The organism is Burkholderia sp. AU45274 (genome assembly GCF_030482505.1).
GTDB lineage: Bacteria > Pseudomonadota > Gammaproteobacteria > Burkholderiales > Burkholderiaceae > Burkholderia.
The window spans coordinates 214,603-235,852 of record NZ_JAUJQE010000008.1 but is presented as its reverse complement, the minus strand read 5'-3'; the positions used below and the strand labels follow the sequence as shown (position 1 = coordinate 235,852).

The following is a 21,250-nucleotide window of genomic DNA, read 5'->3' as shown; positions in this document are numbered from 1 at the left end:
GGGCGGGGGCGCAACCCGCGACAGGCGGCGTGCATTTTTTGCATCGACATCGCAGATATGGACAGGAGACCACCATGGGGCACCAACAGGACGCGCAGGTTCGCAACCCGTATCGTGGTCACGAGATTCTCGTCTGGGCGCGGCGCGACGAACGCGACGCATGGCGTGACGAGGTGCAGGTGTATGTCGACGGCGCTCGCATCGAGTTGACCGTGCCGGCGCCGGCCGGCCGCGCGTGGTTGACCGAGCTCGAGGCGCTGCGCGAGGGCATCGAGCGTGGCCGCGACCTGATCGACCGGCGCCTGGACGGCCCGTGACCGGCATGGCGCCAGCCCACCGTCAACGCAAGCCGTCTCGCGCCAGGGCGGGATCCGATGAGCGATCCGCGTACCCTTCATATCGACCGCTACGACCCCGATCGCGACGCGCGGCCTGACCTGCCGCGATACGACATCGACGTCGACCCGCCCGGCCGCTCATTGGTGGATGGCTTCCCGCAACCGCCTGACGTCCTGCTCCGACACGGGCGCGGCACGGTTGCCCCAGCCGCCGCGCACATAGCTGACCACCGCCGCGATGTCGCGGCTGGTCAGCGTGCCGCGCATGGCCGGCATCCGCGTCGACGGGTCGTCCTTGCCCGGCGCCGGCCGCGCGCCTTCGACGACGATCCGGATCGTGCTGGTCGGATCGGCCGCGAGCACGACCGGATTGTCGGCGAGCGGCGGCCCGTGATCGCGCACGCCTTGGCCGTCCGCGCCGTGGCAACGCGCACAGAATCCCGCATACACGCCGGCCCCCGGCGCCTGCTGGCCGCCTTCCGGGCGCGGGCCGGCCGCGGTCAGCCGCGCGGTGCCGACGCCGAGCGGGTTCGTCGCGGCAGTGGGCCGCGCCGGCAGCGATTTCAGGTAGACGGCGATCGCGTGGCGATCGGCGTCGGTAAGCAACGCAGTGCTCTCGCCGACGACGGGCGCCATCGCGCCGAACACCGCGCCGCGTGCCGCATGGCCGCTGCGCAGGAACGTGGCGATGTCGTCGGCCGACCAGCGGCCGAGGCCGTCCGCCGCCGCGCCCGTCAGGTTCGGTGCGAACCAGTGGTCGTTGATGCCGCCGGTCAGGAACGCCGCGCTGCGCTCGTCGTAGCCGCGCTCGTTGAAACCGGGGCCGCGCGGCGTATGGCACGCGCCGCAGTGGCCGAGCCCCTGCACGAGATACGCGCCGCGATTCCATTCCGTTGACCGCGACGGCTGCGGCTCGAACCGCGCGTCGCTCGCGAACGCGACGCGCCACAGCGCGAGCGCCCAGCGCTGGTTGAACGGGAACGGCAGGCGGGTGGCACGCGCCGCGTTCGCGGACGGCGCGACACCGCGCATGAAATACGCATACAGCGCGCGCACGTCGTCGGCGCTCAGCCGCGCGAACGACGGGTACGGCATCGCCGGATAGAGCCGGCTGCCGTCCGCGCGCACGCCGCGCCGCAATGCGTCGTCGAATTGTTGCAGCGTGTAGTGGCCGATCCCGTGGGTCGGGTCCGGCGTGATGTTCGGCGCATAGATCGGCCCGAACGGCGAGTTCACCGGCTGGCCGCCGGCGTACGGCGTGTGGTCGGCCGCGTCGTGGCAGGCCGCGCAGTCGCCGGCGTGCGCGAGGTAACGGCCGCGCGCGAGCGTCGCGGCGTCGGTGTCCGCGGCGGCAGCCTTGACGGCCGGGCGGCGGGTTGCGGCATCGTGAGGCGTGGCGGGTGAGGCAGGTGCGGTTGCGGAGGCGGGCGTCGACGCGGCGCCCGGTTGCGCGAGCCACGGATCCTGGCTCGCACGCGCGGCCATTGACGCAGGGGACGCGGCGGCGTCCGCGGCCGATGCGCGAATCCGGATATATCGCCAGCCGGTGTCGGACTCGTCTCTCGGGACCGAAGCCGACGACGCGGGTTCCGTCGCATCGTCGGTGCGCGCGGTGTCGTCCTGCGGGCTGCAGCCCGCGAGCGCGCCGCACACGGCAAGCGCCGCAAGCGCACCGAGCGCGACGCCGGCGCGGCGGCCCGGCGGCCCGGCGCACCGGGCCGCGCGAACCGGAGCGGGGCGAGGATCAGGATCAGTGCCATGGGCTGCAAAGCCCCACGAAAGCCGTGACGATCCCCGTGAACACGAGGCCGATCACGAAGCCGAGCGCGGCGAGCATCCCGCAGCGCGCGAGAAAGCGCGTACTGTCGTCGCGCGTCGCGGCGGATGCATCGGTAGCGTGCCGGTGCCCCCAGGCGCGCGCGAGCCAGGTCGCGCAGGCAGTGGCCAATGCGAACGCGCCCGCGGCGATCAGCGCAAGCCACACGCCCACGTGCGCCCAGCGCGGCGCGGCTTGCGCGACGCCGAGCGGATGGCACGCGGTCGACGCGAGCGTCTCGGAGACGAGCATCTGCGCGAACCACAGCGCCGGCGCACCGACGAGGCCGGCCGCGATCGCGAGCAGCGGGGTCCACGCGTGTCGTACGCCGTTCATCCCGGTCTCCTGAGCCAGTACGGCGACACGTACAGCGCGGTGAAGATGAACAGCCACACGATGTCGACGAAGTGCCAGTAGAGCCCGCCGACGGTCAGCGCGACCCGCCGCTCGCGGCCGAAGAAACCGGCGGCCGTCCATCCGGCCAGCAGCGCGAGGATCGCGAGCCCGGCGACGACGTGCGCGAGGTGGAACCCGGTGATCGTGAAGTAGAGGCTGCCGTACAGGTGCGCGGTCGGGCCATAGGGATGGTCGCGCCACTCGTGCAGCTGCACGAGCGCGAACGCGGTGCCGAGCGCCAGCGCGACGGCGAGCGCCGCCACCGCGCGCGGCCGCCGGCCGGCCTGCACGGCGCGCTCGGCGAGCCACACGAACCCGCTGCTCGACAGCAGCACGACCGTGTTGACGGCCGCGAGCCCGATCTTCGGCATGCCTTCGGGCGGCCACGACGCGGCCGATTGCGATTGCAGGTAGAAGTAGGAAAAAAGCAGGTAGCCGAACAGCCCGGCTTCGGTCACGACGAGCGTGATCACGCCCCACCAGCCGCCTGCGCGCTCGCCGCAACTGCCGACCGGCAGCGGTGCGAGGCAGGCGGCCGGCGCGTCGTGCGGCACCGGTGCCGGCAGCGGCTCGTCGGGGCGGTGGGGCACGGCGGCGGGCTGGGCCGGCGCCGGTTCGCGACGGGGCGGCTCGTCGCGTTGCCACAGCGTGCGCCGCGGCCACAGCCACGCGGCGGTGGCGATCGCGCAGCCGGCCACGGCCGCGCAGACGAGCGCGGGCGAGCGCACCAGCATCGCCGCGAACACGGCCGTCGCGAGCAGCGCGAGCACGAACGGGAGGCACGTGTCGTCGGGCATCTTCAGGATCGCGTCCGGCGTGGCCGCGAGCGGCGTCACGGCGAGTGCCTCGCGCCCGTCGGCGAGCCGGTAGCCGACGCGCACGCTGGTGCGGCGCGCATCGTCGCGCGTCTCCCACAGCGGATGCCGCGACGCGACGAGCGGCAGCACCGCGAAGTTGTAGACGGGCGCAGGCGACGCGACCGACCATTCGAGGCCGGCCGCACGCCACGGATTGGCGCCGGCCCGCGCGCCGCGCCGCGCGCTCACGAGCGCATTGACGACGAACATCACGATGCCGATGCCGAAGACGAACGAGCCGATCGTCGTCACCAGGTTCGACGTGTCCCAGCCCATCCCGGGCGGATAGGTATAGATGCGGCGCGGCATCCCGAGCAGCCCCGACACATGCATCGGGAAGAAGCCGACGTTGAAGCCGGTCAGGACGACCCAGAAGGTCCAGCGGCCGAACCGTTCGTTCATCATCCGCCCGGTGAACTTCGGGAACCAGTACGTGATCCCGCCGAGCACCGGGAACACGTTGATGCCGAGCAGCACATAGTGCAGGTGCGCGACGACGAAGTACGTGTCGGTGAGCTGCCAGTCGAGCGGCACGGCGGCCGTCATCACGCCCGATACGCCGCCGATCACGAACATCAGCACGAAGCCCGCGAAATACAGGAACGGCGTGCGGAATACCGGGCGGCCGGTCCAGATCGTCGCGATCCACGCGAACACCGCGACCGCGCTCGGGATCGAGATCAGCATGCTCGCCGCGCCGAAGAACGCGAGCGCGAGCGGCGCGATGCCGGTCGCGAACATGTGGTGCACCCACACCTCGAAACCGATCAGCATCGTCGCGACGGTCGAGACCGCGACCGCCTCGTACGCGACGAGCGGCCGCCGGCAGAAGGCCGGCAACGCGTCGGACACGATCCCCATCGCCGGCAGCACGACCACGTAGACCCACGGGTGCGCGAACATCCAGAACAGGTGCTGCCACAGCAGCGGCCGGCCGTCGTGCGCGACGTCGAAGAAATGCGTGCCTGCATTGCGGTCGAGCCACAGCAGCAGGAACGCGAGGCTGATCGACGGCACCGCGACGAGGTTCGCGACCGACGCGGTCAGCGTGCCCCACACGATGATCGGCAGCCGGTCGATCGACATCCCGTGCGCGCGCATGCGCAGCAGCGTGACGACGAAGTTCGCGGCGCCGCCGGTCGTCGAGATGCCGAGCAGGATCATCCCGAGCGCATAGATGTCGATGTTCGCGCCGGCGCTGTAGTCGAGCGACGTGAGCGGCACGTAGTTGAACCAGCCGCCGTCGGGCACCGCGCCGAGCGGAAAGCTCGCATAGAGGAACAGTCCGGCGAACAGGAACGCCCAGTACGAGAACGCGTTCAGCCGCGGGAACGCCATGTCGCGCGAGCCGAGCATCAGCGGCCACAGGTAGTTCGCGAAACCGGACAGCACGGGCAGCGCGTACAGGAAGATCATCGTGACGCCGTGCATCGTGAACAGCGCGTCGTATTGCGCGGGGGTCAGCAGGGTCGCGTTCGGCCGCGCGAGCTGGATGCGCATCACGAGCGCCTCGACGCCGCCGAGCAGCAGGAACGCGAACGCGGTGACGATGTAGCGCAGCCCGATGCGCTTGTGGTCGACCGTGCCGAGCCAGCCGCGCCAGCCGGGCGCCGATTCCCACAGCGCGGCGAGCGCGCGCTCGTGCGCCGAGCCGGGCGGCGCGTCGCCGAGATCCGGCACACGGGCGGGGGCGGGCAGGTCGCGGGCGATGGCCATCGGCATCCTCCGTTCAGTGCAGGGTCGCGAGATACGCGGCGAGATCGTCGGCGTCGCGCGGCGCGAGCGCGATCGACGGCATCAGCGTGTCGGGCTTGATTTGCTGTGCCTGCGCGATCCAGCGGCGCAGGTTGTCGGGGGTGTTGTCGAGCGTGCCGGCCGCGAGCAGCCGGCGCGACGCGACGTGCGTGAGGTCGGGGCCCGCGTCGCCCGCCGCATCGGTGCCGAGCACCGCGTGGCAACCCGCGCAGCGCGACGCGAAGACGCGCTGGCCGCGCCGTTGCGCATCGGTGCCGGGTGCGGGGGCCGGCTGGCGTTGCGCGGCGAGCCACGCGTGAAACGCGTCGGGCGGCTCGGCCACGACCTCGAGCGCCATGTGCGCATGCTGCGCGCCGCAGTATTGCGAGCACTGGCCGCGATAGATGCCCGGCCGGTCCGCCTGCAGCCATTGGCGGTTGGTCTGGCCGGGAATCGTCTGCGTCTTGCCCGCGAGCTGCGGCACCCAGAATGCATGGATCACGTCGGCGCTCTTCAGCTCGATCGCCACGGGTTCGCCCACCGGGATGTGCAGCTCGTTCGCGGTGACGAAGCCGGTGCCGCTCGCCGGATCCGGATAGCGCGCGGCCCACCACCAGTCGTGCGCGGTGACGACGATCGTCAGCGCGGGCGGGCGCGGCGGCGTCGCGACCGCGCCGAGCACGCGCAGCATGTAGACGAGCGCACCGAACAGCAGCACGATCGACACCGCGCTGCCGGCGGCCACGAACATGACGCCGTCGCGCCGGCCGCCGGTGCGGGTGCGGCGATGGAACAGCGCGGCCAGCAGCAGCGCCGCGATCACGAGGCTCACCGCCGTGCACAGCGCGAGCAGCGCCCAGCCGAGCACGAACACGGGCTGCGCGGCCGGCCCGGCCGCGTGCGCGACGTACGCGAGCGGCAGCGGTTCGCCGGCCGCGCAGGCGGCGGCCGGCGCGGCAACGCACGCGAATCCGGCGAGGCGCGTGACGCGGCGCGCTGTCGATGGCGGCGGGACGGGCAACACGGCTCCTGCGAAAGGCGACGACATGCGTCGACGGCAACCGGCATCGGAGCAATTCCCGTGCGCGATGGGCGAACACGCGGGTGGCTCGTGCGTTGCGGGCGCAATGTCGTGGGCGTTACAGCCCTGTTGTGATCCGGCTGCCCGCATGCGGCACGTCGATCGACCCGGCGGCGACGCGACGAGCATGGGCGGGAACCCGCTTACGCTCGCGCGGGCGGGACGACGTCGACGTCGGCCAGCGCGCCGCGCCGCCCCGCGTCGGCCCGTCACGCTTGCTCCCTACGATTCGCCTTTGCCGCGCTTGCCGCCCGCTGCGCCGTTGCCCGGCAGCACGGCGGACAGCACCTGCCGCGCGGTCTCGACGATCACGCTGCCCTCGCGCGGATCGCCTTTCACGAGCGTCTCGGCGAAATGCTTCGCCTGCTGCAGCGTCACGTGCGGCGGCAGCGGCGGCACCTCGGGGTCGCTCTTCACTTCGAGCACGACCGGGCGATCGGCTGCCAGCGCCTCGTCCCAGGCGGCGTCGAGCTGTTCCGGATCGTCGACGTAGATGCCCTTCAGGCCGAGCAGCGTCGCGAAGCGGTAGTACGGCACGTTCGGAATCTGCTGCGACGCGACGAACTTCGGGTCGCCTTCCATCACGCGCTGCTCCCACGTCACCTGGTTCAGGTCCTCGTTGTTCAGCACCATGCAGATCCAGCGCGGATCGGGCCACTGCCGCCAGTATTTCGCGACCGTGATCAGCTCGGCCATGTTGTTCATCTGCATCGCGCCGTCGCCGACCATCGCGATCACCGGGCGCACCGGATACGCGAACTTCGCGGCGATCGCGTAGGGCACCGCGGCGCCCATCGACGCGAGCCCGCCCGACAGCGACGCCATCATCCCGCGCCGCATCATCAGGTCGCGCGCATACCAGTTTGCGCAGGAGCCCGAATCGCTCGTCAGGATCACGTCGTCGGGCAGGCGCGGTGACAGCTCGGTGAACGCGCGCTGCGGATTCACGCCGCGCCCGGCGGTGGCCTTCGCGGCCGCACGCGCGGCGAGCGTGTCGTGCCATGCCGTGTTCCAGGTCGCGATCCGGTCGCGCCAGCCGGTGTCGCGGCGCGCCTCGAGCAACGGCAGCAACGCGCGCAGCGTCTCGGCGCTGTCGCCGACGAGATTGACTTCCATCGGGTAGCGCAGGCTCAGCATGTCCGCCTTCAGGTCGATCTGCACGCCGCGCGCCTGGCCTTCCTTCGGCAGGAATTCCGAATACGGGAAGCCGGAGCCGACGACGAGCAGCGTGTCGCATTCGTTCATCAGCTCGTCACTCGGCTTCGTGCCGAGCAGCCCGATCGAGCCGGTGACCCACGGCAGGTCGTCCGGCAGCGCGGCCTTGCCGAGCAGCGCCTTCGCGGCGCCCGCGCCGAGCCGGTCGGCCACCGCGATCACCTCGTCGGTCGCGCGCAGCGCCCCCGCGCCGACCAGCAGCGCGACCTTCCTGGCCGCATTCAGCACGTCGGCCGCACGCTGCAGATCGTCGGCGTACGGCACGACCTTCGGCGCCGTGTAGCCGATGCCCGAATGCACGGTGCCGTGCGCGCGCTTCGGCGCTGCGTAGTCGAGTTCCTGCAGGTCGTTCGGCAGCACGAGCGCCGTGACGGTGCGCGCGCCGAGCGCGGTGCGCACCGCGCGGTCGACCAGGTGGCGCACCTGGCCCGGCACCGTCGCGAGCTGCACGAACGCGCCCGCGACGTCCTTGAACAGCGCGGTGAGATCGACTTCCTGCTGATAGTGGCCGCCGAGCGCCGCGCGCGCCTGCTGGCCGACGATCGCGAGCACGGGCATGTGGTCGAGCCGGGCGTCGTACAGCCCCGTCACGAGATGCGACGCGCCGGGGCCGGACGTCGCGACGCACACGCCGAGCTCGCCTGTAAATTTTGCATGCGCGGACGCCATGAAGGCCGCCATCTCCTCGTGGCGCGCCTGGATGAATTCGATCTTGCCGTCGGCACGGCTCAGCGCGCCGAAAAAGCCGTTGATGCCGTCGCCCGGGTAGCCGTAGATGCGGCGCACGCCCCAGTCGTACAGCCGCTCGACGATGAAATCCGCCACTGTCGCCATGCCGTTTCTCCCTGGTTCGGTAAGAGCCGATGCGAGGCCGTCGCGCAAGGCGCATGCCGCGCATCCGGGCTGGTACGGGCGTTGCACTCGGCAGGAGGCGGCACGCGTGCGAACGGGGGAAGGCCGCATGCGAAACGTTCAATCTTTTATCGAGGACCTGTCACATGCCCACATTCATTCGCACGACCCTGAGCCGGAGCGCCATCTGGATGGTGCTGACCGCCTGCGCGTTTGCACTGCCCGCCGCAGGACAGTTGCGCCCCGCCGATCCCGTCAGCGTGCCCGATTCGCCCACGCAGGCGTACCGGCGTGCCGACAGCAAGATGATGGACGCGATGGAGGCCGCGCACTACACGGGCGACGCCGACCGCGATTTCGTCGCGCACATGGCGCCGCATCACCAGGGGGCGATCGACATGGCGCAGGTCGAGCTGAAGTACGGGAAAGATCCGACGTTGCGGCAGCTCGCGAGCCGGATCGTCGCCGCGCAGCGCGACGAGATCGCATTGATGGAGCGCTGGCAGAAGGAGCACGGCAAGACGCCATGAGCCGAGGCGGGGCGCGTTTTCGATCGTCGTGCCCGAAGCCGCCGACCCGCCGCCGACCCACCCCAACCGCCCGAATCGTGATGGAAGGACGGGCACGCGGTGCGGGCCTCTATGATTTTTCAAACGGTTGTCGTTTCGGTTGCCAGGCTGCATCGCGGCCGCGTGTACGCGACCGTGGAGCCCGGGGAACGGAGCGTGCTGCACATGACGACGAAGCCCGGTCGTTCCGGGTATTGCCTACGGTGCTTCCATGAACTCCAGAATCCCTTCGAACCCGTTGTTGAATCTCGCGGTGGCCGTTGCCTGCGGCGCGGCCGCCATGTACTTCTTCGATCCGGCATCGGGCCGGCGGCGGCGCGCGCAGATCCGTGACACGGCGGTCGCACGCCGACGCGAAGTGGCGGACTATGCGAGCACGCAGGCAAAGCGGGCGGCCGACCAGGCGCGCGGCGCGATCGCCGGCCTGCGAGCGGACTGGCTCGCGGGTGATGCGAGCGACGTGCAAGTCGCCGAGCGCGTGCGTTCGGCGCTGGGCCGGCTCGTCGCTCGCCCGCGCGACGTCGAGGTGCGGGTCGAGCGCGGGCGCGTGTGCCTCACCGGCCAGATCGAGGAATCCGAACGGCAGGCGGTCGTCGACGGCGTGGCCGCGCTGCATGGCGTGCACGGCGTGGAGGACGCGCTGGGCACGCGCAGCGAGTACAAGGCGCCGACCGACGGCCATTCGAGCTGACGCACGCCGCCGCGGCCGCGCTCAACGACGCGGTGAAGGCCGAACAGCGCGCGCTCGACCTGGCGCGCGACCGCTATCGCAACGGGTTGTCGCCGTTTCTCGACGTGCTCGACGCCGAGCGGCGATGGTCACAGGGCCGGCAACAAGCTGAGCAGGGCGCGCTGCGGACGACGACCGATTTCGTCGCGTTGTACAAGGCGCTGGGCGGCGGATGGCGATCGCCGTCGATTCGATCCGCCTGCGGCAACCGGTTCCGTCGCCCGCATCGGCCGCTATCGTTTGGCGGCCTGCTGTTCCTGGTCGACCGCCCGTTTGGCCTGCTTCGACGCGGCGAGCGCGGCGACGTCGAAATTGCTGCGCGCGACTTCGACGGCTTGCTGCCCGGTGCTGCCGAGGGTCTGGTACAGCGTGTTCGCGGCGACGACCGCGGAGTTCCAGGCCGCGACGGTGGCCTCGGAGCCGGACGGCGCGAACTTCGCCGCATCATCGACGAACGCCTGAATCCGGTGCACGTATTGGTCGCTGCCGGCCTGGGCGACCTTGATCACGTCGGCGTGGCCGGTCGACACGATATCGAGCCACTCGCGATGGTAGGACTGGAGCTTCTCGGCCAGCGGCTCGGTGAACGCGCGCGGGACGGCTGTCCAGTCCTGCGGCTTGTCGATCGCGCTTTCCGCGGCCACCCACGCGTCCTTCAGGGCCGACCGTGTAAATCGTGCATTGAGTTCGGCCAGTTTCCCGACTTCATCGAGTAACGCACCGGCCAGACCGAATGCGAAGTCGAAATTGGCGCGCTGCGCGCTCGAAACCAGCTCCCGGGTTTTCATGATCTACGCTCTCCTGAATGGAAATGGCCGCCGCGGTTCGATCGCCTCGTCGGCCCATGCGTCGCTGCACCGTCAGGGTGCCTGTCAATAGGTTTGCGTAACGATGCGAAGCAGCGTTTCGCCGTTGTGCGTCATGCGCAGGCGATGCGCGCCGGAAGCCAGGGTCTCGAATTCCACGAGTTGCTGCGTGCGCAGCGTATCGAATTCCTCGCTGCTCATGTCGATCTGGTCGGGCGATGCCTTGACCAGCATGAGCGCCGCAATTTCGTGAGGGCTCAGCATGTTTGTCTCCTGGATTGCCTGTCAGGCAATCTTTACCGTTTCGTTCTGAATGGGGTGAGACGGTATTGCTTGGCGGACGCGGCTTGCGCGTCGAAAGCAATCAGTCTCGTTCAGTGCGTGCGACGTGGCGGGTGATATCCCTGACCAGCGTCAGCTTCGGATGCGGGCGAACGGTGGCGACCGAATTCGCTGCCTCGCGCAACCGTTCCTTGCTGCGTCCCTGCACGACTGCCGAATTCGGCACCACGTCCATATGAAACAGCGTGACAGTCAATTGCAAGGATGAGTCGCCGAGCATCACCATGACGTCGTCGGCCAGCAGCGAATCCGGTCCGACGATATCGACGGTCATCGATTCGACGCCCGAACGCTGGTCGACATGCATGCTCCAGCGGCATACACGTACGCCGCTTCGCCACAGGCATCGCCATACCGTGATGACTTGCAGCTTGCCCGCGACGGCGCGAAATGAAAGTCTCTGGACGACCATTCCTTCACCTGTGAAGTAATGAACCTGGGTGGGAAACGACGGTAACCAAGCTTAAGTCAGGGACGAGCGGAAAGTACATCGGGGAAAGATGTCCGTATATCGATCATTACGGACAGACCGATGAACCGTGGAGATGAGCGGAATGTGGTCTGACACCACCGGCGCGGGCAGTGCGGTACGAGAATTGCGCGCCCGATTCCTCCGGGCCGACCGGGCGCTCGGTGAATACGTTTTCAAAGAAGTGAAGAATGTGCGTGCGATGCGGGTCTACACTTGAAGCAGCGGGAATATCGGAGGCACATTGACTCATCGGGACTTCATCGCAATCGGTACGTCGTCGGGCGGCGTCGATACGCTTCGCACCCTCGTTTCGCGCCTTCCGCGCGACTTGCAGGCGACGATCGCGATCGTCCTGCACGTCGGCGCGCATGACAGTTTCCTGCCGTCGCTGCTGAGTTCGGCGGGCCCGCTTCATGCAGTGCACGCCAAGGACGGTGAGACCTACGTGCCAGGCATGATCTACGTGGCGCCGCCGGATCGCCATCTGATCGTCGAAGGCGCGGTGCTGCGCCTCATGCGCGGCGCCAAGCAGAACTTCGCGAGGCCCGCAATCGATCCGCTGTTTCGCAGCGTCGCGATCGAAATGGGGCCGCGCGCCATCGGCGTGATCCTGACCGGCCTGCTGGACGACGGCGCGGCCGGCCTCGATGCGATCCAGTCGTGCGGGGGCACCACGATCGTCCAGGATCCCGACGAAGCGTTTGCGTCCGACATGCCGCTGCACGCCGTGCCTTATGCGGATTTCGTGGTGTCGCTCCCCGGGTTGGCACGCCGGCTGATCGAACTGACGACGAGCCCGCTGGGCGACTCGACGAACAACGAGATCGCCAGCAGGCAACGTGCCGTCGAGCAGGTCGCCGGCGAGCAGCGCACGTGGATTGCCGAGTGCGCGGCGTTCGGCCCGCTGAGCCGCATGACGGGCCCGCCACGCTGATCCGGACGGAATGCGGCGATACCCATTCGCGTCTGACGAATCCAGGCCGGCGGCGCGGTCGATGCCGGGCCCGGCACCGCAGGTTCGCCGACGCGGCAAAGTTCTTGCAGTCAATGCTGGTGGAGGGATAATAGCGATCCACGCGTATCTTGGCGCAAGCGGGTCATGCGCCTGCCCGCCGTTGGTCGCGCACATCATTATTCTTTCAACTGGACACGCAGCGATGTCGAAAAGACGGGGGCAGGCTCTCCCGAGCCAGGCCAATCATCCTGTAGTCGGAATCGGCGCGTCGGCAGGCGGGTTGAGCGCCCTCCTGGAGTTCTTCGAAGCCCTGCCGGCACGCACGTCGATGGCGTTCGTCGTGGTCATGCACCTGGCGCCGGATCATGAAAGCAATCTGGCCAGCTTGCTGCAGAAGGCCACCGGCATGCACGTCATGGAAGTCACGAGCCCCACGCCGATCGAGCCCGACCACGTCTACCTGATCGCGCCCTCCCTCGAACTGACGATGGTCGACGACTATCTGCGCGTCGCCCCCCATCGGCCGGAAGAGAGTGGCCGCCGGGCGGCCATCGATCTCTTTTCCGGACCCTCGCCGAAGCCCACCGCGAACGCGCGATCGGCATCGTGCTGTCCGGCGCAGGCTCGGACGGCTCCGTCGGGCTGTCGAGGGTCAAGGAGATGGGCGGTATCACGTTCGCCCAGGAGCCGGCGGAAGCGGAATACGACAGCATGCCGCGCAGCGCCATCGCGACCGGCATGGTCGACTTCGTGACCACCGCCGCGGAGATGCCGCAACGGCTGATGGACCTGTGGGTGACCGCGAAGGAAATCCACCTGCCCGTCACCGAGAACGAGGAGCGCCAGGAAGAGCTGGTCAACGAGGCCGCCGAGCGCGCGTTGCGCGAGATCATGATCATCCTGCGCACGCGCACCGCGCACGATTTCCGGCATTACAAGCGGGCGACCGTGCTGCGGCGGATCGAGCGCCGCCTGCAGGTCAACGGCATCACCGATCTCCAGGCCTACCGCGACTTTCTCCATCTGCATCCGGAGGAAACCCAGGCGCTCCTGCAGGACATGCTGATCAGCGTCACGAATTTCTTCCGCGACAAGGAGGCGTTCGACGTACTCGATCGCGACGTCCTGCCCCGTTTCTTCGAAGGGCGCGGCGAGCAGGATCGCATTCGCGTGTGGTCGGTCGGCTGCGCCACCGGCGAAGAGGCTTATTCGCTCGCCATGCTGCTGCAGGAGCGGTCGCTGAAATCGGCCGAAGGCGTGTCGTTCCAGGTCTTCGCGACCGACATCGACGAACGGGCCATCTCCTTTGCGCGCACCGGCTTGTACCCCGATTCGATTCTCGCCGACGTGACGCCGAGCCGCGTGCGCCAGTTCTTCGCGAAGGACGCCGCGCACTACCGCGTCAAGAAGGAACTGCGCGAGCACATGCTGTTCGCGCATCACAACGTGCTGAGCGACCCGCCGTTCTCGCGGCTCGACCTGATCTGTTGCCGCAATCTGCTGATCTATCTGGATCGGGAAGCGCAGATCGAAATACTGAAGATGTTCCATTTCGCGCTGCGACCGGGCGGCGTGCTGTTTCTCGGCAGCTCCGAGTCGGCCGACAGCGTGAGTTCCATGTTCTCGGTCGTCGACAAGCGCAACCGCATCTACCGCGCGAACATGGCGGTGCGCGGCGACACCCCGGTGCCGGTCGCCATTTCCGGCATGATGAGCACCCGGCCCGTCGTGACGACCATCCAGCCGCCGGGCCGCCGCCGCTTCTCGTTCGGCGACCTGCACCAGCGGCTGGTCGAGCAGCATGCGCCGCCGAGCGTGCTCGTCAGCCGCGATTCCGAAATCGTGCACCTGTCCGACCGGGCCGGGCGCTTCCTGCGCTATTCGGGCGGCGAACCGTCGCACAACATCATTGCCGTGGTGCGGCCCGAACTGCGTCTCGAGCTGCGCACGGCGATCTATCAGGCGCTGCACACGAATCGCAGCGTCGAGGCACGGCGGGTGAGGGTCGAGCGCGACGCGCGTTCGTATTTCGTCAACATGACCGCGCGGCCCGTGCACGACCCGGAGGCCAACGCGGATTTCGTGCTGGTGCTGTTCGATGAAGTCGAAGACAGCATGAGCAGTGCCGAAACCGCGACGGCCGACGTGCAGAAGGATCCGATCATCAGCCAGCTCGAGCGCGAGCTGCAGCGCACGAAGGAGCAGCTTCAGTCGACCATCGAGCAATCGGAAACGTCGACGGAAGAGTTGAAGGCGTCCAACGAGGAGTTGCAGGCCATCAACGAGGAACTGCGTTCGGCGACGGAAGAGCTCGAGACCAGCAAGGAAGAACTGCAGTCGATCAACGAGGAGCTGACCACCGTCAACGCGGAGCTCAAGTCGAAGGTCGAGGAAACCGGCAAGATCAACGACGACCTGCAGAACCTGATCGCGGCGAACGACATCGGCACGATCTTCGTCGACCGCAATATCTGCATCAAGCGCTACACCCCGCGGGCGACGGACGTCTTCAGCATCATTCCGTCGGATATCGGCCGGTCGTTGCTGGACATCACGCACCGGCTCGAATACGACAAGCTCTCCGACGACGCGGCCGAGGCGTTCGATTCGCTGCGCCTGATCGAGCGCGAACTGCGGAGCAACGACGGACGCTGGTATCTCGCGCGCTTCGTGCCTTACCGCACGACCGAAGACCGCATCGACGGCGCGGTGCTGTCCTTCATCGACGTCACCGACCGCCGGCGGGCGGAAGACCGGCTGCGCGAAGGCGAGCGACTGATGCGCATCGTGGCGGAAGGCACCAAGGACTACGCGATCATCACGTTCGACGACGACGGCATCGTGACCAGCTGGAATGCCGGCGCGGAGCGGATCTTCGGGTATACCGAGGCTGAAATGATCGGGCAGTCCGCCGACCTCCTGTCGACCGACGAGGATCGCGCCAACCAGGTGGCCCAGCGCGAATTCGGCGAGGCCCGGCTGAACGGGCGGACCGAAGAGGAGCGCTGGCATCTGCGCAAGGACGGCACCCGTTTCTTCGCGAGCGGCGTGCTGTCGCGCCTGGACGAGCCCGGCATCAGCGGGTATGCGAAGATCGCGCGCGATCTCGGGGAATTCGCGCCGGCGGTCAAGGCCGGCCACCCCGCGCAGGTCGGGCCGCTGCGCGAAGCCGGCGAACAGGATGCGGTGCGGCGCCGCGACGAGTTCCTGGCCGTGGTGTCGCACGAACTCAAGAATCCGCTCAACCTCATTTCGGCGAGCGCGGAACTGATCGCGCGCGCGCCGGAATCGCGGCAGAACCTGAACATCTCGCGTGCCGCCGATACGATCCGGCGCACCGTCATCGGCCAGGCGCAGATCATCGACGATCTGCTCGACATTTCGCGCGTGCGAACCGGCAAGCTGTCGGTCGTGCGCACGCCGGTCGACATGCGCGAGATCGTGAAGCGCGTCACGCATGCCGTTCAGGACGAAGCGAGCCAGCGCGGCCTCACCCTCAACGTCGCGATTCCCGCCGCGCCCGTGATCATTCATGCCGACCTCACGCGCATCGAGCAGATCGTCTGGAACCTGATCAGCAACGCGCTGAAGTTCACCAGCCGCGGGTCGGTGGACGTGTCGCTGCAGGTCGACGAACATGCCGAGGCCGTGCTGCGCGTGGCCGATACCGGGAACGGCATCGAGGCCGCGCTGCTGCCTCACATCTTCGACATGTTCCGGCAAAGCCGGGAATCGTCGGTGCGCCGCCCCGGTCTCGGCATCGGCCTTGCGCTGGTCAAGGAACTGGTGAACCTGCACGGCGGCATCGTGCAGGCGGAATCGAAGGGCGCCGGCCTCGGTGCGGCGTTCACGGTGACGCTGCCGACCCACCGCGTGCTCGCCGATGCGCGTTCGGCCAGCAGAAGCCCGGTCGAGTCGTTGCAGGGCCTGCAGGTGCTGATGGTCGACGACGATGCGGATACGGTCGAGACGTTCAAGCTCCTGCTGGAAGGCGAGGGCGCCGTCGTGCGGACGGCAACGAGCGGCGAGGCGGCGTTGTCGACGCTCGACGGTCATGTGCCGGACGTCGTGCTGTCCGACATCGGCATGCCGGGCATGGGCGGGCTGGCCTTCGTCGAAAAGCTGCGTGAAGTGCCGGCGCTGAAATCGGTGCTCTGTATCGCGCTCAGCGGCTACGCACAGGACGCCGACGTGAAGCAGGCGGAGCAGGCCGGCTTCGATGCCCACCTGAAGAAGCCCGTGTCGCTTGACGACCTGATGTCGATCTTCACGCGGCTGCGCAGTTGACACGCGAAACGAGACATGGAGGACGGGATCGATAACCGCAACGGAAATGCAAAGGCGCAGTTCGACGAAGCGGACCGGCGGCTCGGGGTGGCCGAGGCGCGCATCCGGTCGCTGTTCGCCAACCCGCTCGCGAACGAGGCCGTCAGGCAATCCGCGCTGGAAGACTATCGCGAGGCGCGTCTGCTCTGGCTGAGCGCCGATGCCGTCCTGCGCAGTACATCGGTCATCGACAAACCGCCGCGGCAGGTGGGCCGGCGCATCGTGATTCTTCGCGGCAACGCGCATGTCGGGGAATCGGTTGCGCTGTTGTTGCGGCTGCGCGGATTCAGCACCACCGTGGTGCCGGCGCACCGTGCCGAAGAAGCGATTGCGCACGGCCCGGCCTCGGCGGTCGTCGTCGACGTCGAGCGTGACCCCGACGACGCTTGCATGTTGGCCGTCAACACCGTCAATTCGCATCCGCGCACGCGGATCGTCGCCATGGTTCCGCCGACGCTGGAGCGTTACGCGTGGCGCGGGTTCGATGCCGTTCTCGTGAAACCGGTGTCGATCGACGTGATCGCGCACGCCATCATGGGCGATAGCGGGGCCTAGTAACGGAGGCGGTGCGTCCGCCGGCAACCTGGCATGCATCGGGGGGACGCTTGAGCCGTACCTTTCTTTACATCAACAGCTCGACCGAGAGCCCGTTCCCCGAGCAGGAACTGATTGCGTTCGACAAGGCCGGCCACACGGTCGTGCTCAACCGCGTCGCCATCGACCGTGTCCCGCCGTATGTCGCCGCCGCCGAGCGGCCGGAGCTGGCGGGCATCCTGAGGCGCGCCGTCCCTGGCGATTCGCTGGTGGTACTGGAGATTGCCGCGCTTGGCTGCAGCGCGCGCGATGCGCTGTCGACCCTGATGCAATGCCGCAGCAAAAAGATCGTCGTCCAATGCGTCGAAGTCGGCAACGTCGATCTCGCGGGCCGCCCCGAACCGCAGGCGATCAAGATGCTCCGGGCGGTGATCCGGCTGGAGACCGCGGCCAGGAGCCAGCGCGGCAAAGCGGGCGTGCAATTCGCACAAGACCGCGGGCGGCACGTCGGCCGGCCCACCTCGCTTGCGCGGCACGATCGAGAACGCGTGATGCGCGCACTCGACAAGGGGCTGTCGGTCAGTGAAGTCGCGCGCAGGTTCGGAACGTCCCGTCAGACCATCATGCGGATCCGGGCATCGTTTGCGCTCGCCGCCGAAGAGGGTTGATCGATTTCGCGTAGTGTCGCGTGAAGCGAGCATTCAGAAATCCTGAATGGCCGTGTGCTCGACATCATCCGGGAGCGCGATGAGAGAAGGTCCGGCATACGGTCGCGGATTGTTCTGTTTCACGCAACATGCTTATGTTGTCTGCCGACCTACTGCCGAATTCACGATGAACCTAGGATGTGTCGCGTAGGCCGTCGCACAGGCAATCGGGTGAGCACGTCCTTGGTGCGACTCGTGTTTGAAGCGCGAGCCTTGAATCCGCGTCGACGACCGTTGCATGCACGGCATATCGCGTGTCAATCCGGTCGTGCGAAACATCACACCGAACTTCTCTCAGGATTCCGCCATGAGACTGGGTATTTTTCTGCGATCGAGTATCTGCGCCACGGTACTTTTCGCAGCCGTGCCCGCAGTTGCGTTTGCTGATCCGCTGACTGTCACGGTTGACGATCTCGATCATGACGGTCAGTTCACGAATGCTCAGGTGTACAACGGATTTGGATGCCGTGGCGACAATGTCTCGCCTCGCATCGCGTGGGCACACGTTCCGCCTGGCACCAGAAGCATCGTCGTCACGCTGTACGATCCGGATGCCCCGACCGGGGGGCTCGGCTGGACGCATTGGGTAGTCGTCAACATCCCGCCTTCGGAAACGTCGATTCGGAAAGGGGCATCCGGCGATGTGCGGCTCATGCCGGTGGGCGCGCTCGAGACGCTGACGGATTTTGGCGAATCCAGGTACGGTGGGCCATGCCCGCCGCAAGGCGAGTCTCATCGATATGTCGTGACGGTATCCGCGTTGTCCATTCCGCGTGTCGACGTGAAACCGACGTCGAGTCCGGCGGTCGTTGCCTATCAGATGCATGGAAACATCCTTGGACAGGCGCGATATATCGCGACTTACCACCGAGCATCGAATTGACCGTGAGCGGCGGTTCGCACGCGGCCCGAAACTCGCTGCTTCAGCCGCCTTTGCGGCGCCAGGCAGGCGCCGGCATGCACGGCTCGTGCGAATGTCCTGACGCCCGCGCACGCCTGCTCACGCGTCGGCGCCCTTGCACTTCATGCTCGCGATACGTTGGTCCGGCCGGGTGCGGTAGAACACGAAGTTCGTCGCCCCCGGGCCCTGATTGCCGCCCTCTTCATCGACGTAGGTTTCCGCAAACACCGGCACGGCGGCGTTGGCGATGGTGACCCGGAAGAACACGTTGCTTTGTGTGTTGGGCGCGGTGGTGCCGTAGTCGAGCGCGCATCGGCCGGCGATGCGCTTGACCGTGGCGCGGCGGCCGAGCTGGCGCAGCAGGATGTCCTGCGTGTCGTCGCTCGGGTAGAACTTGCGCAGCGCGATCGACAGGACGGTGGCCGCGTTGCCGTTGAGGACGACGCCGACGTGGCCTTCGTTGTCCGTTTTGACGCCGGCGTCCTCGCCGACCTTGCCGTCCGGCACATCCACGTCGCCGAAGCCGGTGAGCAGCGTGCTGCCGCTACGGGTATGCGTGGCCTCGGGGGAATGGCCGACCGGATTGCCGAGCGGCTTCGCGTCGCTCCAGTGCACACCGGGCAGGTTGTCGAACGCCGGCCAGGTTGCCGGCTTCGCCGCGCCGAATACGCCCAGCAGCGTTTGCAGCGGCGATGCAGGGGTCGTTTCCGGCACATGGACGGCCGGCAACGACACCGCGGATGCGGGGTCCGCCGTCGGGTTGGCGGGCGGCAAGGCGCGCTTGCACGCGCTTAGGCCGATCAGCAGGACGCCGGCGGATAGCGCACACCACTTCAAGGTACGGCGCACACGTGTTTGCCTGTCGCCGGCATTACGGTCGTGTATTAACCGCCGAATAGCCCTTTTATGAAACGTGTTCATTTCCCAAATATTAGGATCGGAAAATATATCGAGAAGTAGAAACACGGCGATCGTTGTGCGTGCGCCGATTGCCTCGGCTTTACTGATCGCAATTCTAGTCAAAGTAGATCGACTAGTATACATTCATCATATCGTTCTTCTCGCGTCGTCAGGCTGTGGGCCGGATGCGAAGCGATGCAGGGGCGCCGAGTGTGGCTTGGGCAGGAATTTCACGATGACACGGACAGCCAGTATCGATGAGATCGCCCGTAGCCTGAACGGGTTGGAGCCACCCTGGCTGCCCGCCTGTGACATGCGGGCCTATGCAGCAAAGGTGGATTCGGAATGCGGATATAGCTCGGAAATGATGGTCGCCCTCGAGATCAATACGCGAATGTTCGAGGAAGTCGTTGCGTACGTGCATTTGTGCGGCGCGTTCGCATCGCTGCATCCATCGACTGCGCGGCAGTACGAATGCGTGCGCAACGACTCGGCCGAAATCGACGATGTGCTCGCACACCATGCGACCGGCGCATGTCCTACGTACACGGGGTTGCTGGCGTCGTTCGTCGATCGGGGCATCGTCGTGCGACGTGCGCCAGGTTGAGATTCCGCCCCAGTAACGGCTTCATGCCGCTTTCCTTTCGACTGCGACGCATCGCATTCGCAGTCGCGATCAGGACCCAGCTCAAGATGACCACGCCTTCCGGACGCCCTGCCGTGCAGACAAGAACCATCAAGAAGGCCACTGTTTTGTTCGCCTGGGTCAACCGGGCGACCGCCGACCGGTCGCGTCGATGCGCGTCGGCTGTTGGCGCGACGGCCGGGCTATTGCTCGTCGCCAGCGTGTTGTCGGGGTGTGCGCCGCTATCGGCGTCCGCGCCGGCCGATCCTCAACAACAGGCTGTCGCAGAGCAGCGGAATGCGAATGCGTTGTATAGCCAGAAGGTATTGGCATACAAGCCGATGTTCGAGAATCCTGGCGGCTACGGTCGAGCGCAGATACTGGATGCGTACGAGGCAGTCCTCCAGCAGTACTCCGCCGCTGCGATCGTGTATGCCCGCATCATCTATCCCGACGCTCGACAGACGCTTCCACCTTCGCTGCAGCCATTGCCGGCCCCGTCGGGGCCGGTCGCGCTGGCGGTCGTCAATCGCGACTACGAACATGTGCTCGGCATGAGCGCTACGTTGTGGGAGATGGATATGGCGGCGAACTTTGGCCGGCCGTCGAAATTGCCGATACCGAAATACAACGGCCCGGTGCTGATCATGCCGCCTTTGCCGCCGTTTCCACCGCTGCAGGATGTTCGCGATCCGAAGTTCGCGCGGCTCGTGACGATGACGAAGAAAGTGGACGACGCGCAGAAGGCGGATCTGGCACGAGAGCACGCCGCGATCGAGCAACAGTATGCGGAGCAGGCTGCGTGGCGGGCTCGACACCCCATGGGGCAGTATGACCACATCGATCCGAGGACCGGACTGCCGTATGCGCCCCCGCCACAGGAGACGCAGCGCTGGTGCATGATGGGCGGCGGCCGGGTGCCTTGCTGAAACCGCTGCGCGCAACGGTCATTGCGGCATCCGTTTTCGACGGGGGCCGTCTGCTTCAAAACCCGTACTTGTGTCGGCCTGCGTGACGCTGTTCGCTGGCGGCGTATCGGTTGCGCGTCCTGGTCAACCGGTATCCGGCAGCGGGCACACATGCCCGACAGGCTG

Annotated in this window: 19 protein-coding genes and 2 pseudogenes; 12 read left to right on the top strand and 9 right to left on the bottom strand. The window is 67.5% G+C overall.

Annotation, left to right across the window (positions count from 1 at the left end; all coding sequences use genetic code 11):
• Positions 1–74 precede the first annotated feature (74 nt).
• Entirely contained in the window at positions 75–317 is a 243-nt protein-coding gene (locus tag QZM35_RS26970) for a DUF6566 family protein (RefSeq protein ID WP_301777161.1), read from the top strand.
• 159 nt (positions 318–476) lie between these two features.
• Here QZM35_RS26970 and QZM35_RS26965 read toward each other — a convergent pair whose 3' ends face one another.
• From QZM35_RS26965 to QZM35_RS26945, 5 genes are all read right to left on the bottom strand, one after another.
• On the bottom strand, positions 477–1,991 hold the full coding sequence (locus tag QZM35_RS26965) for a cytochrome c (protein ID WP_301777160.1): 1,515 nt from the start codon (positions 1,989–1,991) through the stop codon (positions 477–479).
• Between the two features lie 97 nt (positions 1,992–2,088).
• Entirely contained in the window at positions 2,089–2,490 is a 402-nt protein-coding gene (locus QZM35_RS26960) for a cytochrome C oxidase subunit I (protein WP_174971330.1), read from the bottom strand.
• Positions 2,487–5,123, bottom strand: a complete 2,637-nt coding sequence (gene ctaD, locus QZM35_RS26955; RefSeq protein ID WP_301777159.1) for a cytochrome c oxidase subunit I — start codon at positions 5,121–5,123, stop codon at positions 2,487–2,489. Before ctaD ends, QZM35_RS26960 begins: the two co-directional genes overlap by 4 nt.
• A gap of 13 nt (positions 5,124–5,136) precedes the next feature.
• Positions 5,137–6,189, bottom strand: coding sequence for a cytochrome c oxidase subunit II (gene coxB / locus QZM35_RS26950; RefSeq protein ID WP_301777158.1), 1,053 nt, complete (start codon positions 6,187–6,189; stop codon positions 5,137–5,139).
• Positions 6,190–6,444: 255 nt separating this feature from the next.
• Complete coding sequence (locus QZM35_RS26945; protein WP_301777157.1) at positions 6,445–8,271, bottom strand: thiamine pyrophosphate-requiring protein; 1,827 nt, start codon at positions 8,269–8,271, stop codon at positions 6,445–6,447.
• 164 nt (positions 8,272–8,435) lie between these two features.
• Between QZM35_RS26945 and QZM35_RS26940 the strand changes: the two genes are divergently transcribed.
• The 3 genes and pseudogenes from QZM35_RS26940 to QZM35_RS26930 form a co-directional block, all read left to right on the top strand.
• Positions 8,436–8,819, top strand: coding sequence for a DUF305 domain-containing protein (locus tag QZM35_RS26940; protein WP_301777156.1), 384 nt, complete (start codon positions 8,436–8,438; stop codon positions 8,817–8,819).
• Positions 8,820–9,069: 250 nt separating this feature from the next.
• Positions 9,070–9,549: a BON domain-containing protein gene (locus tag QZM35_RS26935; protein ID WP_301777155.1), complete on the top strand. Its 480-nt coding sequence runs from the start codon at positions 9,070–9,072 to the stop codon at positions 9,547–9,549.
• Between the two features lie 11 nt (positions 9,550–9,560).
• A pseudogene (locus tag QZM35_RS26930) lies at positions 9,561–9,767 on the top strand (TolC family protein); the annotation flags it as partial.
• Between the two features lie 54 nt (positions 9,768–9,821).
• Here QZM35_RS26930 and QZM35_RS26925 read toward each other — a convergent pair.
• The 3 genes from QZM35_RS26925 to QZM35_RS26915 all read right to left on the bottom strand — a co-directional run bounded on the left by QZM35_RS26925 (position 9,822) and on the right by QZM35_RS26915 (position 11,148).
• Positions 9,822–10,376, bottom strand: coding sequence for a phasin family protein (locus QZM35_RS26925; protein WP_301777154.1), 555 nt, complete (start codon positions 10,374–10,376; stop codon positions 9,822–9,824).
• Between the two features lie 84 nt (positions 10,377–10,460).
• Positions 10,461–10,658: a hypothetical protein gene (locus QZM35_RS26920; RefSeq protein ID WP_089429313.1), complete on the bottom strand. Its 198-nt coding sequence runs from the start codon at positions 10,656–10,658 to the stop codon at positions 10,461–10,463.
• A 100-nt stretch (positions 10,659–10,758) separates the two neighbouring features.
• Positions 10,759–11,148, bottom strand: coding sequence for a hypothetical protein (locus tag QZM35_RS26915; RefSeq protein WP_089429314.1), 390 nt, complete (start codon positions 11,146–11,148; stop codon positions 10,759–10,761).
• Between the two features lie 142 nt (positions 11,149–11,290).
• On the opposite strand from QZM35_RS26915, the gene QZM35_RS26910 reads away from it, so the two are divergent.
• The 6 genes and pseudogenes from QZM35_RS26910 to QZM35_RS26885 all read left to right on the top strand — a co-directional run bounded on the left by QZM35_RS26910 (position 11,291) and on the right by QZM35_RS26885 (position 18,613).
• On the top strand, positions 11,291–11,425 hold the full coding sequence (locus tag QZM35_RS26910; RefSeq protein WP_256978459.1) for a hypothetical protein: 135 nt from the start codon (positions 11,291–11,293) through the stop codon (positions 11,423–11,425).
• A gap of 24 nt (positions 11,426–11,449) precedes the next feature.
• Positions 11,450–12,142, top strand: a complete 693-nt coding sequence (locus tag QZM35_RS26905) for a chemotaxis protein CheB (protein WP_089434122.1) — start codon at positions 11,450–11,452, stop codon at positions 12,140–12,142.
• Between the two features lie 223 nt (positions 12,143–12,365).
• Positions 12,366–16,450 (top strand): annotated as a pseudogene (locus QZM35_RS26900) (CheR family methyltransferase).
• 15 nt (positions 16,451–16,465) lie between these two features.
• The gene (locus tag QZM35_RS26895) at positions 16,466–17,044 is read left to right on the top strand and encodes a hypothetical protein (RefSeq protein WP_089429317.1); all 579 of its coding nucleotides are present in this window, start codon (positions 16,466–16,468) and stop codon (positions 17,042–17,044) included.
• 50 nt (positions 17,045–17,094) lie between these two features.
• Positions 17,095–17,691 (top strand): recombinase family protein, encoded by a 597-nt coding sequence (locus QZM35_RS26890; RefSeq protein WP_089429318.1) that lies wholly within the window; start codon positions 17,095–17,097, stop codon positions 17,689–17,691.
• 346 nt (positions 17,692–18,037) lie between these two features.
• Positions 18,038–18,613: a YbhB/YbcL family Raf kinase inhibitor-like protein gene (locus tag QZM35_RS26885; RefSeq protein ID WP_301777153.1), complete on the top strand. Its 576-nt coding sequence runs from the start codon at positions 18,038–18,040 to the stop codon at positions 18,611–18,613.
• A gap of 117 nt (positions 18,614–18,730) precedes the next feature.
• Here the strand turns inward: QZM35_RS26885 and QZM35_RS26880 are convergent, their stop codons facing one another.
• On the bottom strand, positions 18,731–19,675 hold the full coding sequence (locus tag QZM35_RS26880; RefSeq protein ID WP_301777152.1) for a hypothetical protein: 945 nt from the start codon (positions 19,673–19,675) through the stop codon (positions 18,731–18,733).
• A 91-nt stretch (positions 19,676–19,766) separates the two neighbouring features.
• Between QZM35_RS26880 and QZM35_RS26875 the strand changes: the two genes are divergently transcribed.
• Together QZM35_RS26875 and QZM35_RS26870 are read left to right on the top strand one after the other, a co-directional pair.
• On the top strand, positions 19,767–20,138 hold the full coding sequence (locus QZM35_RS26875) for a hypothetical protein (RefSeq protein WP_144025253.1): 372 nt from the start codon (positions 19,767–19,769) through the stop codon (positions 20,136–20,138).
• A gap of 86 nt (positions 20,139–20,224) precedes the next feature.
• The gene (locus QZM35_RS26870) at positions 20,225–21,085 is read left to right on the top strand and encodes a hypothetical protein (RefSeq protein ID WP_301777151.1); all 861 of its coding nucleotides are present in this window, start codon (positions 20,225–20,227) and stop codon (positions 21,083–21,085) included.
• Positions 21,086–21,250 lie beyond the last annotated feature (165 nt).

Bases quoted from the DNA above. Each gene is read 5' to 3' on its own strand.
- QZM35_RS26915 (WP_089429314.1), bottom strand. From the start codon at position 11,148: ATGGTCGTCCAGAGACTTTCATTTCGCGCCGTCGCGGGCAAGCTGCAA.
- QZM35_RS26910 (WP_256978459.1), top strand. From the start codon at position 11,291: ATGTGGTCTGACACCACCGGCGCGGGCAGTGCGGTACGAGAATTGCGC.
- QZM35_RS26895 (WP_089429317.1), top strand. From the start codon at position 16,466: ATGGAGGACGGGATCGATAACCGCAACGGAAATGCAAAGGCGCAGTTC.
- QZM35_RS26920 (WP_089429313.1), bottom strand. From the start codon at position 10,658: ATGCTGAGCCCTCACGAAATTGCGGCGCTCATGCTGGTCAAGGCATCG.
- coxB (WP_301777158.1), bottom strand. From the start codon at position 6,189: ATGTCGTCGCCTTTCGCAGGAGCCGTGTTGCCCGTCCCGCCGCCATCG.
- QZM35_RS26925 (WP_301777154.1), bottom strand. From the start codon at position 10,376: ATGAAAACCCGGGAGCTGGTTTCGAGCGCGCAGCGCGCCAATTTCGAC.
- QZM35_RS26940 (WP_301777156.1), top strand. From the start codon at position 8,436: ATGCCCACATTCATTCGCACGACCCTGAGCCGGAGCGCCATCTGGATG.
- QZM35_RS26875 (WP_144025253.1), top strand. From the start codon at position 19,767: ATGACACGGACAGCCAGTATCGATGAGATCGCCCGTAGCCTGAACGGG.
- QZM35_RS26885 (WP_301777153.1), top strand. From the start codon at position 18,038: ATGAGACTGGGTATTTTTCTGCGATCGAGTATCTGCGCCACGGTACTT.
- ctaD (WP_301777159.1), bottom strand. From the start codon at position 5,123: ATGGCCATCGCCCGCGACCTGCCCGCCCCCGCCCGTGTGCCGGATCTC.
- QZM35_RS26935 (WP_301777155.1), top strand. From the start codon at position 9,070: ATGAACTCCAGAATCCCTTCGAACCCGTTGTTGAATCTCGCGGTGGCC.
- QZM35_RS26970 (WP_301777161.1), top strand. From the start codon at position 75: ATGGGGCACCAACAGGACGCGCAGGTTCGCAACCCGTATCGTGGTCAC.
- QZM35_RS26945 (WP_301777157.1), bottom strand. From the start codon at position 8,271: ATGGCGACAGTGGCGGATTTCATCGTCGAGCGGCTGTACGACTGGGGC.
- QZM35_RS26870 (WP_301777151.1), top strand. From the start codon at position 20,225: ATGACCACGCCTTCCGGACGCCCTGCCGTGCAGACAAGAACCATCAAG.
- QZM35_RS26880 (WP_301777152.1), bottom strand. From the start codon at position 19,675: ATGTATACTAGTCGATCTACTTTGACTAGAATTGCGATCAGTAAAGCC.
- QZM35_RS26960 (WP_174971330.1), bottom strand. From the start codon at position 2,490: ATGAACGGCGTACGACACGCGTGGACCCCGCTGCTCGCGATCGCGGCC.